Raw genomic sequence first — 12,620 nt, 5'->3', positions numbered from 1 at the left:
TCTCGTTGCGCTGGACGTGGATTCTGCGAAGCTCGCCCCCCGAAGCTCCCGCCGGTCGCGTTCCGGCACCGCCCCCTCGTCCCCCGGCCCGGCGCCGGTCGGATTCGCCCAGGCGGAGGCGGCGCTCGTCGAGCACTACCCGCGGCTCGTGCGCCTCGCGCACGTCGTCCTGCCCGCCTCGCTCGGCCGCGCCCGCCGCGTCCTCGCGGCGCACGCGCTGACCCAGCGGGCCCTGCCGAGGCCCAGGGAACTCGCGGGCGCGCGGGTGCCGGGACCGCGCGGGGCGGGGGCCGCGGGCGGTACGGGGCGCGGCGGTGCCGGGGGCTCGGCGCGGGACGCGGGGTACGCCTGCGTGCGGGCGCGGGTGCTGCGCGAGACGCTGCGGGCCTGCGGCGACGGGGGCCCGGGGAAGGCGCGGGTGCCGTCCGGGCTGCCGCGGGTGTGGGGGCTGAGGCTCTTCCCGCGCGCGGGCGGCACCGAGGAACTCGCCCTCGACCAGGCGCTGTCGCGGCTGAGCGGGGCGGGCCGTGCCGCGTACGCGCTGGTCCACCTGGAGGGGCTCGACGCGGAGGCGGCACGGGCGCTGCTGACGGAGGCGGGCGCGGCGGACGCGGGGGCCGCGCTCGGCGAGGCGGCCGGGGTCGAGCTCCCGGCGGGGGCGCACGCGGCGGCGCTCCTCGCCTCGCCGGAGTTCGACGCCTGCTCGCTCCAGGCCCGGCCCACCGACCTCGTCCGGCGCCGCCAGGGCGTGCGCGCGTTCGGCGCGGGCGCGGCGGTGCTCCTCGTGTGCGGGGCGGCGTTCACGGGGTGGTCGCTCACGCGGAGCGAGGAGCCCGCGTACGTGCCGAGCGCGACGGAGCGCGAGGCGCTCGACCCGGCGCGCCTGACGACGGTGGCGCCTGACGCGTGGGAGACGGCGACGCGCCGGGACTTCTCGGTGTGGCCCGCGCGCGGCGGGCTCGTCTCGGACCGGGCCCTGCTCGGCCGGGCCCTGCGCGCCTGGGGCCACCCCGGACCCCGTACGCACGTCTCGGCGACGCCCGGCACCCCGCTCGGCGGCCCGGCGGGACCGCCGCGGCTGCTGTGGGCGGGGCACACGGCGGGAGCGGACATCGTGCTCTTCTACGACGGGCTGCGCCTCGTGCGGTACGCGGAGGCGGCGGGCGACGGCTTCGGCGATCCGGCGCTCGATCTCGTCCGGGCCGACGGGATCGACGAGGCGGGCGCCGCCGTGGTCGCGGTGGCGCGTACCGACGGCAACGTGCGGTACCTGACCGCGCCGTGGGTGAAGTCCGTGGCGCAGCGGGATCTGCGCGTCCCGCAGCGCGCGTCCACGCCGTTCACGACGGAGCGGGACGGGACGGTGTGGCCCTTCCAGCAGCCGGGGCGCACGCCCGCCCCCGACGGCGGCTGCACGACGTGGAACACGGTGCAGGTCACCGGGGTCGACGGGCACGCGCGGCTGTACTCCGACCTCGGCGACCTCCTGCCCGCGCACCTCACGACCGGCTCGCCGACCGCGCCGGGGGAGGTCGACGACCTCGCGAGCCGGACGGCGTGGGCGCCCTCGGCGTGCTCGCTCGTGGCGGGCCAGGGGCGCGGGGTGCGGGCGGTCAACTCCTGGTCGTACGCGAGTCAGCCGCTGCCCGAGGGGGCGGGGACGGCGCGGTGGGCGTGCACGCGGATGGACACGTGGCGCGGGGGCGGGACGCTGACGCTCGCCGAGTACCGCGCGCCCGGCCACCCGCTCGGGGCCGTCGCCGCGCAGGCGGCCGACTCGGCCTCGTGCGGCCCGCGGCAGCCGGACGTCCTCGCGGGCGCCATGTGGAAGGCACCCTCGGGTACGTGGTACGTCCTCGCGGCGGGCTCCGGGGGCGTCGCCTCGATCACGGCGCGCGACGGCATCCGCGGCGCCTCGCCGACCCGCCTCTTCGCCCTCCCGGCCCCGAAGGGCTCGACGGCGACGCTGAGCGCCATGCTCGTGAGCGGCGGCACGCTCGACGGACTGGGCTGAGGCGCGCGGAGGCGGCGCGGCGGGGGCCGGAACGGCGGCCGGGCGGGCACGGACCGGCGGGACCGGGCGGGCAGGCTCCGGCGGCGGGAACGGGCGGTGGGCTCCGGCGGCGGGAACGGGCGGGCCCGTGCGCGTCCCTCCGGGACCCGCGCCCCTCTAACACGCCGCTCTCGGTAGGCTGTTCGTATGACGACCGGGGTGCGCCGCAGGATGGGTGTCGAGGAGCGTCGGGAACAGTTGATCTCCGTGGCACTGGAGTTGTTCAGCCGCCGCCCTCCCGCCGACGTGTCCATAGACGAGATCGCGGCTGCCGCCGGGATCTCGCGGCCCCTCGTGTACCACTACTTCCCCGGGAAGCTCAGCCTCTACGAGGCCGCGCTGCGCCGGGCCGCCGACGACCTCGCGCACCGCTTCGTGGAGCCGCACGAAGGGCCGCTCGGCGCGCGGCTGTTGCGGGTCATGGAGCGGTACTTCGACTTCGTGGACGCGCACGGTCCCGGGTTCTCGGCGCTCATGCGCGGCGGTCCCGCCGTGCCCTCGGGGCAGGCGGCGAACGCGCTCATCGACGCGGTGCGGCAGGCGGCGCGGGACCAGATCCTCGCCCACCTCGGCGTCGCCGAGCCCTCGGCGCGCCTCGATCTCGTCGTGCGGTCGTGGGTCTCGCTCGCCGAGTCGACGGCCCTCCTGTGGCTCGACGGGCGCCGCGTGGCGCGCGCCGAGCTGGAACGCCAGCTCGTGCACGACTTCGTCGCGCTGCTCGCGGTGAGCGCGCAGCGCGATCCCGGACTCGCCGCGCTGCTGCGGGGCATCCTGGACAGCGAGCCGGTCGACGGGCCCTTCGCCGAGCTGGTGGCGGGGCTCCTCGCGCTCGCGCCCGCGGGCTTGCCGCGGGCGCGGGCGGAGGCCGGGGCTCACGAGGTCATTTCTTCGCCGCGTACGTGACGTGCACGGTGTCGAAGCCGAGCGAGTGCAGCAGTCCCTCCATCATCGCCGTCGTGTTCTTCTCGGCGCGCCCGGTGAGTTCGCTGTCCTTGGCGGCGTCGCCGATGTGCTGGGCGGCGAGCTTCTGGACGGCGCGTTCGTCGTTGGGGTTGTCGGAGAAGAAGTCGCCGAGCCGGTCGAGGAGTCCGCGCTGCTTGGAGACCGCGTAGGAGCGGTCGGGGTCGAGCGCGGGCTTGCCGAGCACAGCGTGCGGCAGGCGCAGGGTCGCCTCGGTGCGGTCGTCGTTGACGCGGACGTCGTCGTCCTTGAGGCCGCCGAGTTCCACGTAGGCGGAGACGGTGCCGGCGCCGACGTACAGCGTGCGCTTGCCCTTGAGGGCGTCGGGGAGGTACTTGGTGTCCTTCTCCAGGTCCACGACGACCTGGAAGTTGCCGGTGGCGGCCTCGTAACGGCTCATGTCCTTGATGGACTTGAGCAGTGCGGGGCCCGTGCGGTCGTGGGTCTCCTCGCCGAACAGCTCACCGAGGCCGGGGATCACGGCGAACCGGACGAGCAGGACGAACAGCACGACGAGTGCCACGAGGGCGGCGAGGATCTTCCCCCACCAGGGCGGGCCGGTCCGGCGTCGCGGCGTCGTCCCCGCCCTCTCCTCGGACACGGCGGTCTTCTGGGGCATGACGGCGCTCCCCTCTCTCCCGTAGGGGCCGCGCGCTCGCGTCGGCCCGTCCTTCACAGCTCTCTGATGCCCAAGACGGGCGCGATCAGGCGTCGTTGGCGGCGCGGTGACAGGTCCGTGACAGACAGGCGGTGCGCGAAGGACCGGTGGTGCGGTCGGGCCAGGGCCGGAGCGGGTCGCGAAGGAGCACGGGGCCGGAACGAAAGCGCCAATTGATGACGATCCGCGTCACTCCGTATCGGTACGTCCGCCGATCGGGTATGACCGTGACAGGTGCCCGGCGGCCTCGCTCCCTCCCCCAGCCGCCGCCGGGCCCCGTCCCGCATCCGCCGTGAGGAGAAAGGCCCTTCATGCCGCAGGACCCCGCCGACGGCGCCGTCCGCGCCTCCGCCCCCTTCCCCCGCTCCCCCGCGCGCCCCGGGCCCGCCTGGTGGCGGGACGCCGTCATCTACCAGGTGTACGTACGGTCCTTCGCGGACAGCGACGGGGACGGCGTCGGCGATCTGCGCGGCGTGACGAGCCGGTTGCCGTACCTCGCGGGGCTCGGCGTGGACGCGGTGTGGCTCACGCCGTTCTACGCCTCGCCGCAGGCGGACGGCGGCTACGACGTCGCGGACTACCGCGCCGTCGACCCGCTCTTCGGCGACCTCCCGGACGCCGCCGCGCTCATCGAGGCCGCCCACGGGCACGGGCTGCGCGTCATCGTGGACGTCGTCCCGAACCACACCTCCGAGCGGCACCCGTGGTTCCGCGCCGTGCGCGCCTCGCCCGCCGCGCCCGAGCGCGCGTACTACGTACTGCGTCCCGGGCGCGGGGAGCACGGCGAACTGCCGCCCAACGACTGGGAGTCGGTCTTCGGCGGCCCGGCGTGGACACGCCTGCCCGACGGCGTCTGGTACCTGCACCTGTTCGCCCCCGAGCAGCCCGACCTGAACTGGGAGCACCCGGCGGTGCGCGCCGAGTTCGAGGACGTGCTGCGCTTCTGGCTCGACCTCGGCGTGGACGGCTTCCGCGTCGACGTGGCGCACGGGATGGTCAAGGCACCCGGCCTGCCCGACGTGGGCCGGGCCGGGCAGGCCCGCATGCTCAACACCGAGGTGCTGCCCTTCTTCGACCAGGACGGCGTGCACGAGATCCACCGCTCCTGGCGCGCGCTCCTCGACTCCTACCCGGGCGAGCGCATCGAGGTCGCCGAGGCGTGGGCGCCGACCTCGGAGCGCCTGGCGCTGTACGTACGGGCCGACGAGGCGCACCAGGCGTTCAACTTCCAGTACGTGCTGGCCCCCTGGGAGGCGCGGGCGCTGCGCGAGGTGATCGATGCCTCGCTCGGCGCGACGGGCGCGGTCGGGGCGACGACGACGTGGGTGCTCTCCAACCACGACGTCGTGCGGCACACGACGCGGTACGCGGCGGGCGACCCGGCGCGCGGGCTGCGGCGCGGGCGCGCGGCGGCGCTGCTCACGCTCGCGCTGCCGGGCTCGGTGTACGTGTACCAGGGCGAGGAGCTGGGGCTGCCGGAGGTGCTCGACCTGCCGGAGGAGGTGCGGCAGGACCCCGCGTACTTCCGGGGCCGGGCCGTCGCGCGGGACGGGGCGGACGCGGCGGGGCTGCCGGGGGCGCCGGACGCGGCGGGGCTCCCGGAGACGGAGGCGAGCGGGCAGGAGGGGATGCGGGACGGCTGCCGGGTGCCGCTGCCGTGGTCGGGCGAGGCGCCCCCGTACGGCTTCGGGCCGGGCGGTTCCTGGCTGCCGCAGCCGCCGGCGTGGCGGGGCCTCAGCGTCGCGGCGCAGAGCGGGGACCCGGGATCGACGCTGGAGCTGTACCGGGCGGCGCTCGCGCTGCGGCGGGAGCTTCCCGGTCTCGGCGACGGGGGGATGGAGTGGCGGGAGGCGCCCGAGGGTGTCCTGCTCTTCGCCCGGCCGGGAGTGCTGTGCGCGCTGAACACGCGGTCCACGGAGGTCGTGCTCGACCTGCCGGGCCGCCCGCTGCTCGCCTCGGCTCCGGTGGAGGCGCGGGGCGGGCGCGTGGTGCTGCCCGGGGACACGTGCGGGTGGTGGGCGGGCGAGGAGTGAGAGGGGCGCCGAGTGGGGAGGGAGAGGGGCAGGGACTTCCGGCTCGGGGTTTACCCGGAGTCCCCGCACTCCGGCTCTCCTCCTCCAGGCGGAGAAGCCGGGGGGCGAGGCCGCCCGGAGGGATGATCAGCATTCGTGCCGGATTCTGGCAGACTCTCTGCTCATGGGTGAGATGACTGTGACACCGATGGAAGGCCGTGGACCGGCCGCCTCCTCACCCGCGACGGAGAAGCCCGATCGCCCCGCCGCCGTGCGCCACGCGGTGCGGCGCCTGCGCACCCCGAAGCGGCCCCGGCTCTGGTTCGAGATCGTCCTCATCGGGCTCAGTTACTGGGTGTACTCGCTGATCCGCAACGCGGTCCCGGAGCAGCGCGCCGAGGCGCTGCGGCACGCGGACTGGATCTGGCGCGTGGAGCACGATCTCGGCATGGCCTTCGAGCAGTCCGTCAACCACGCGATCAACAAGGTGACGTGGCTGATCGTCGGGATGAACTACTACTACGCGACGCTGCACTTCGTCGTGACGCTGGGCGTGCTCGTGTGGCTCTTCAAGTGGCACCCGGGGCGGTACGCGGCGGCGCGCCTCGCGCTCTTCGCGACGACGGGCGCGGCCCTGCTCGGCTACTACCTGTACCCGCTGGCGCCGCCCCGTCTCATGGCGAACACCCACTTCATCGACACCGTCCTCGTGCACGAGACGTGGGGCTCGATGGCCTCGGGCAACCTCAAGCACGTCTCGAACCAGTACGCGGCGATGCCGTCGATGCACATCGGCTGGTCGACGTGGGCGGGCCTGACGATCATCGCGCTCGCGAAGACGCCGTGGGCGAAGATCCTCGGGGCGCTCTACCCGATGGCGACGCTGACGGTCATCGTGGCGACGGCGAACCACTTCTGGCTCGACGCGGTCGGCGGGCTCATTTGCCTCGCCTTCGGGTACGGAGTCGCCTCGCTCTGGTACGGGAAGCCGCCCTACGCGCTGCCCCGGCTCATCACCTCGCCGGGCAAGGGCTCGCGCCTGCGCGCGGTGGGGGCGACACAGGCGGCACGGGCCTCCCGCTGAGGCGGGCGGCGTTCACAGCGCCGCCCCGTAGAACAGCTCCTCCACGACGCCGCGGGCCCGCCGTGTCGTGCGCCGGTAGTCTTCCAGCATGTCCCCCGCGTGCCCGGCCTCGTAGCCCAGGTAGCGGCTCACGGCGCCGAGTTCGCGGGTGTCGCTCGGGAAGGTGTCGCCCGCCCTGCCGCGCACGAGCATGACGGCGTTGCGCACGCGGGCGGCGAGGACCCACGCCTCGTCGAGGATGCGGGCCTGTTCCTGGTCGAGGAGGTCCGCCTCGAAGGCGGCGGCGAGGGCTTCGCGGGTGCGGGTCGTGCGCAGTCCGGGCTCGTGGTGGCCGTGGCGGAGCTGGAGGAGCTGGACGGTCCACTCGACGTCGGAGAGGCCGCCGCGCCCGAGCTTGGTGTGGAGGTTGGGGTCCTGGCCGCGCGGGACGCGTTCGGCCTCCATGCGGGCCTTGAGGCGGCGGATCTCGCGCACCGCCTCCTCGCCGATGCCCTCTGCGGGGTAGCGGAGCGGGTCGATCAGTTCGGTGAAGGCGCGGCCGAGTCCGGTGTCGCCCGCGACGGGTTCGGCGCGCAGGAGGGCCTGCGCCTCCCAGGTCTGGGACCAGCGGCGGTAGTAGGCGGCGTACGAGCTGACGGTGCGCACGAGGGGGCCGTTGCGGCCCTCGGGGCGCAGGTCGGTGTCGATGAGGAGGGGCGGGTCGGCGCTGGGGAGCTGGAGGAGGCGGCGCATCTCGGCGACGACGGCGTTCGCCGCGCGGGACGCCTCGGCCTCGTCGACGCCTTCGCGCGGGGCGTGGACGAAGAGGACGTCGGCGTCGGAGCCGTAGGCGAGTTCGTGGCCGCCGAAGCGGCCCATGCCGATGACGGCGAAGCGCGTGGGCAGCTCCTCGCCCCAGCCCGCCCGGACGACGGCGCGCAGGGTGCCGGCGAGGGTCGCGGCGGTGAGGTCGGAGACGGCGGAGCCGACGCGGTCGACGAGCGCGCCGTGGTCCTCCTCGGCGGGCGTGTCCTCGGTGCCGTAGGAGCCGATGAGGTCGGCGGCGGCGGTGCGGAACAGCTCGCGGCGGCGCACACCGCGCGCGGCGACGACTCCGGCCTCGGGGGTCTCGGCGCGCCCCACGGCGGCGAGGATCTCCTGTTCGAGCTGGGCGCGGGGGCGCGGGTCGAGTCCGGCGGGGTCGCCGAGGAGTGCGACGGCCTCGGGGGCGCGCAGGAGGAGGTCGGGGGCGAGGCGGCCCGCGGACAGGACGCGGGCGAGGTTCTCGGCGGCGGCGCCCTCGTCGCGCAGCAGGCGCAGGTACCAGGGGGTCTTGCCGAGGGCGTCGGAGACCTTGCGGAAGTTGAGGAGTCCGGCGTCGGGGTCGGCGGAGTCGGCGAACCAGGCGAGGAGGACGGGGAGCAGGGTGCGCTGGATCGCGGCGCGGCGCGAGACGCCGTTGGTGAGGGCTTCGAGGTGGCGCAGGGCCGCGGCCGGGTCGGCGTAGCCGAGGGCGACGAGGCGGTCGCGCGCGGCGGCGGGGCTCAGGCCCGCCTCGCCGGGGGCGAGGTGGGCGACGGCGTCGAGGAGGGGCCGGTAGAAGAGCTTCTCGTGGATGCGGCGGGCGGCGCCGGAGTGGCGCTTCCACTCCTTGAGGAGCGAGGCGATGGGTTCGGTGCGCAGGCCGAGGGAGCGGCCGAGGCGGCGCAGGTCGGCCTCGTCCTCGGGGACGAGGTGGGTGCGGCGCAGTTTGAAGAGCTGGATGCGGTGTTCGAGGGAGCGCAGGAAGCGGTACGCCTCGTCGAGCTGGAAGGCGTCGGTGCGGCCGATGTAGCCGCCGTCGGCGAGTTCGGCGAGCGCGGCGAGCGTGGTGGGGCTGCGCAGGTTCGTGTCGGTGCGGCCGTGGACGAGCTGGAGGAGCTGGACGGCGAACTCGACGTCGCGCAGGCCGCCGGGGCCGAGCTTGAGTTCGCGTTCGGCCTCGGCCGCGGGGATGGCGTCGATGACGCGGCGGCGCATGCGCTGGGTGTCGGTGACGAAGTTCTCGCGCTCCGACGCCTGCCACACGAGGGGGGCGAGTGCCTCGACGTACTCCTGGCCGAGGGCGAGGTCGCCCGCGACGGGCCGGGCCTTCAACAGGGCCTGGAACTCCCAGGTCTTGGCCCAGCGGTGGTAGTAGGCGAGGTGGCTGGAGAGGGTGCGCACGAGGGGGCCGTTGCGGCCCTCGGGGCGGAGGTTGGCGTCGACGGGCCAGATGGTGCCCTCGACGGTGGTCTCGGAGCAGATCCGCATGAGGTGCGCGGCGAGGCGGGTCGCGGCGCGAATCGCCTCGCCCTCGTCGACGCCGTCGTGCGCGGGTTCGCCGACGTAGATGACGTCGACGTCGGAGACGTAGTTCAGCTCGTGGCCGCCGCACTTGCCCATCGCGATGACGGCGAGGCGGCACGCGGCGGCGTCCTCGGGCGCGGCCTCCTGGGCGAGGCGCAGCGCGGTGCGCAGCGTCGCGGTGGCGAGGTCGGCGAGTTCGGCGGCGGTCTCGCTGACGTCGGTGGTGCCCGTGACGTCGCGCGCGGCGAGCGACAGGAGGCAGCGGCGGTAGGCGACGCGGAGCGAGACGGGGTCGGTGACGTCGGCGAGGCCGCGCTCGAACTCGGCGACGTCGGGGTGCAGGTCGCTCGACTCGTACGTGACCAGGGTCTTCCAGTCGCCGGGGTGGCGCGCGAGGTGGTCGGCGAGGGCCTCGGAGGCGCCGAGCACCCCGAGGAGCCGGTCGCGCAGCGGCTTCGCGGAGACGAGCGTGGTGAGCAGGGTGCGCCGCGCCTCGGCGTCGGGCTGCGCCTCGGCGAGCCGGACGAGTCCGAGCAGCGCGAGATCCGGGTCGGCCGCGGCCCCGAGCGCGTCGAGCAGCACGGGGTCGGAGCGCACGGCCGCGAGGGCGTCCTCGCCGAGCAGCTTCTCCGCGTGCGAGGGATCGACGAACCCGTACCGCAGCAGCCGCGTGAAGGTGCTGCTCCTGCGCCCGCTCGGGACGGTCATCGCCACGCCCTCCTGCCATCACCCTGCCGGTCAGGGCCCACGGGGGTGAGCGTAGTCGGGGTGGTGGGGAAGGGGCGGGGGCCACCCGGCGCGCGTGCCGGGCGGCCCCTTCGGCGCTGTCCGTCCGTCGGCTACGAGACCGGGGCCTTCGCGCGTCCCTCGTCGGGGCCCTGGGACGTCGGGGGTGCCGGTTCGGTGGGAGGGGCGCTGGGGACCGTACCGCCGTCCGGGGTGGTGCCGGGAGCGACGGCCGCCGGTGCGGGCTCGGCCAGGTCCACGCTGTCGCGCAGGGTCGTCGGGGTGAGGAAGGCGGCGGCGAGGATGCCGACGAGGGCGATGAAGGCGGCGATCAGGAAGATGTGGCCCGTCGCGTCGCCGTAGGCACCGCGCACGACCGCCTGGACCGGGGCCGGCATGCCCTTGACGTCCAGCGTGCCGCTGCCGCCGCCCGCGGCGCCCGCCGCGCCGTCGACGCCGAGCTTCCGCAGGCCGTCCGCGATCCTGCCGCTCACGCTGTTCGCGAGCACGGCGCCGAGCACCGAGACGCCGATCGTGCCGCCGAGGGAGCGGAAGAAGGTGATCGCGCCGCTCGCCGCGCCGAGTTCGTGGAGCGGCACGGTGTTCTGGAGGACGAGGACGAGGTTCTGCATCGACATGCCGACGCCGGTGCCGACGAGGAACATCCATGCGCCGACGACGACGAGCGAGGTGTGCGCGTCGATCGTGGCGAGGCCGAAGAAGCCGCCCGCGAGGATCACGGTCCCGGCGAGGATGAAGGGCTTGACCTTGCCGGTCCTGGAGACGAGCCGCCCCGCGACCGTCGAGGCGAGGAGCACCCCGGCCATGAGCGGGATGGTCAGCAGGCCCGCCTGCGTGGGGGATTTGCCGCGCCCGATCTGGAAGTACTGGCCGAGGAAGACCGCGCCGCCGAACATCGCCATCCCGACCGCGAGGCTCGCGACGATGGCGAGCGCGGGGTCGCGGCGCTTGATGACGTGCAGCGGGATGACCGGCTGGGAGACCTTCGCCTCGACCGCGACGGCCGCGCCGAGGAGGACCACCGTGCCCGCGAGCATCGCGCCCGTCTGCCAGGAGATCCAGGCGAAGTCGTTGTCGACGAAGGTGACCCACAGGAGCAGGAGGCTGACGCCCGCCGCGATGAGCGAGGCACCCCAGTAGTCGACCTTCGTGTCGGGGCGGCGGACGTCCTCCAGGTGGAGGGTGCGGGCGAGGATCACCGAGGCGACGACGGTGAAGGGCAGCGCGATGAAGAAGCACCAGCGCCAGCCGAGCCAGTCCACATCGGTGATCGCGCCGCCGAGCAGCGGCCCGCCGACCGTGGCGACCGCCATGACGGCGCCGAGGTAACCGTTGTACCTGCCGCGCTCCTTGGGGCTGATCATCGCGGCGAGGATCACCTGCACGAGCACCTGGAGCGCGCCCATGCCGAGGCCCTGCACGGCGCGGAAGCCGATGAGCGTCGGGGTGTTCTGCGCGAAGCCGGCGCCGAGCGAGGCGACGACGAAGATGCCGATCGCGATCTGGAGCAGCAGCTTCTTGTTGAAGAGGTCGGCGAGCTTGCCCCAGATCGGCGTCGAGGCCGTCGAGGCGAGCAGGGTCGCGGTGACGACCCAGGTGTACTGCGACTGGGTGCCGCCGAGCGAGCCGATGATCTGGGGCAGCGCCACCGAGACGACGGTGGAGCTGATCATCGCGACGAACAGCACGATGAGCAGCCCGCTGAGGGCCCGCAACACGTGCTTGTGATCCATGGGGGCGGAGTCGCTGGACTCCGTCGCCGCCACCGCTTGGGCGCTCACGCGCTACCTCCGGAATGGGGGGAGTGGGACGTACGGACATACGGGCGTACGGACATACGGGCGTACGGACATACAGGCGTACAGGCGTACAGGCGTACAGGCGTACCGATGCGGACGCGTACGGACGTACGGGACGGGTGGTGCGCGGGCGCGGAAGTACGGGGGCGGGCCGGGCCGTTCGCCGGGGCGGCCCCGCGGTGCTTCCCCGTGTCCCCGCTCGCCTCCGCGCTGACACATTCACCATACATGCGCACTGGGCAATTTTGCACACTGGGCACGTAAAGTGGGTCGCCTACGATGGACGGACCATGGAGAGCACAGTGGGTTTGCGCGAGCGCAAGAAGGCCGCCACCAGGGAAGCCGTGCACAAGGCGGCGCTGAACCTGGCGGTCGAGCACGGTTTCGAGCACCTCACCGTGGAGGCGATCGCCGACGCGGCAGGCATCTCGCGCCGGACCTTCTCCAACTACTTCACGGCGAAGGAGGACGCGGTCCTCTGGGGCGAGGAGCAGCACATCAAGGCCCTCGTCCTCGCCTTCCGCGCCCGCCCCCCGCACGAGGGCCCCTGGCAGGCCCTCGCCGGAGCGGTCCTCGACCGCTTCCCCACCGAGGAGCCCCCGGACCGCGAGACCGCGATCCGCAGCCGCCTCGCCCTGCGCCACCCCACCCTGCTCGCCCGCCAGCTCGCCAACCACGCGGTCCTCGAAACGGACCTGCGCGAGGCCATCACCGACCGCGGCGGCCTCACCCCCCTCGAAGCCGGCTGCCTCGGCGCCGCCTTCCTCGCCTCCATCCGCCTCGCCATGCAGCGCTGGGTCGCGGGCGACGAGGCGGACGACCCGCGCGAGCTGATCATGGAGACGATGGGGGCGATGGCGGGGGTCTTCGGCTGAGGGCCACCGCGCACCGCCCCGTATCGCCGCCCCATCGCCGCCGTTGACGACGGCCGCACGCAGAAGAACCCTTGCGACTCGAAGAGCGTCAAAGCTCCCGGCCGGAATATGCGCGGGGTCGTGCC

Annotated in this window: 8 protein-coding genes; 5 read left to right on the top strand and 3 right to left on the bottom strand. The window is 74.5% G+C overall.

Annotated features, from left to right (window positions below):
* Nucleotides 1-16: 16 nt before the first annotated feature.
* Both STTU_RS24620 and STTU_RS24615 read left to right on the top strand, forming a co-directional pair.
* Nucleotides 17-2,014 carry a hypothetical protein gene (locus STTU_RS24620; RefSeq protein ID WP_007827854.1) on the top strand — a complete coding sequence of 666 codons (1,998 nt, stop codon included), beginning with the start codon at nt 17-19 and terminating at the stop codon, nt 2,012-2,014.
* A gap of 186 nt (nt 2,015-2,200) precedes the next feature.
* Nucleotides 2,201-2,956 (top strand): TetR/AcrR family transcriptional regulator, encoded by a 756-nt coding sequence (locus tag STTU_RS24615; protein ID WP_078490243.1) that lies wholly within the window; start codon nt 2,201-2,203, stop codon nt 2,954-2,956.
* Here STTU_RS24615 and STTU_RS24610 read toward each other — a convergent pair.
* On the bottom strand, nt 2,934-3,632 hold the full coding sequence (locus STTU_RS24610) for a DUF4230 domain-containing protein (RefSeq protein WP_007827852.1): 699 nt from the start codon (nt 3,630-3,632) through the stop codon (nt 2,934-2,936). The two genes, STTU_RS24615 and STTU_RS24610, sit on opposite strands and share 23 nt — an antisense overlap.
* Nucleotides 3,633-3,982: 350 nt before the next feature.
* Between STTU_RS24610 and STTU_RS24605 the strand changes: the two genes are divergently transcribed.
* Nucleotides 3,983-5,704 (top strand): glycoside hydrolase family 13 protein, encoded by a 1,722-nt coding sequence (locus STTU_RS24605; protein ID WP_007827850.1) that lies wholly within the window; start codon nt 3,983-3,985, stop codon nt 5,702-5,704.
* A 163-nt stretch (nt 5,705-5,867) separates the two neighbouring features.
* Nucleotides 5,868-6,767, top strand: a complete 900-nt coding sequence (locus STTU_RS24600; RefSeq protein WP_007827849.1) for a phosphatase PAP2 family protein — start codon at nt 5,868-5,870, stop codon at nt 6,765-6,767.
* A gap of 12 nt (nt 6,768-6,779) precedes the next feature.
* Here STTU_RS24600 and STTU_RS24595 read toward each other — a convergent pair whose 3' ends face one another.
* Together STTU_RS24595 and STTU_RS24590 are read right to left on the bottom strand one after the other, a co-directional pair.
* Complete coding sequence (locus STTU_RS24595) at nt 6,780-9,782, bottom strand: bifunctional [glutamine synthetase] adenylyltransferase/[glutamine synthetase]-adenylyl-L-tyrosine phosphorylase (RefSeq protein WP_043256213.1); 3,003 nt, start codon at nt 9,780-9,782, stop codon at nt 6,780-6,782.
* A 131-nt stretch (nt 9,783-9,913) separates the two neighbouring features.
* The gene (locus tag STTU_RS24590; protein ID WP_199785089.1) at nt 9,914-11,554 is read right to left on the bottom strand and encodes an MDR family MFS transporter; all 1,641 of its coding nucleotides are present in this window, start codon (nt 11,552-11,554) and stop codon (nt 9,914-9,916) included.
* Between the two features lie 356 nt (nt 11,555-11,910).
* On the opposite strand from STTU_RS24590, the gene STTU_RS24585 reads away from it, so the two are divergent.
* Nucleotides 11,911-12,495: a TetR/AcrR family transcriptional regulator gene (locus STTU_RS24585; protein WP_043256208.1), complete on the top strand. Its 585-nt coding sequence runs from the start codon at nt 11,911-11,913 to the stop codon at nt 12,493-12,495.
* Nucleotides 12,496-12,620 lie beyond the last annotated feature (125 nt).

The sequence above is a fragment of the Streptomyces sp. Tu6071 genome (genome assembly GCF_000213055.1).
Taxonomy (GTDB): domain Bacteria; phylum Actinomycetota; class Actinomycetes; order Streptomycetales; family Streptomycetaceae; genus Streptomyces; species Streptomyces evansiae.
Note: the sequence above shows the minus strand (reverse complement) of the source record. Positions and strands in the feature narration are given on the sequence as shown.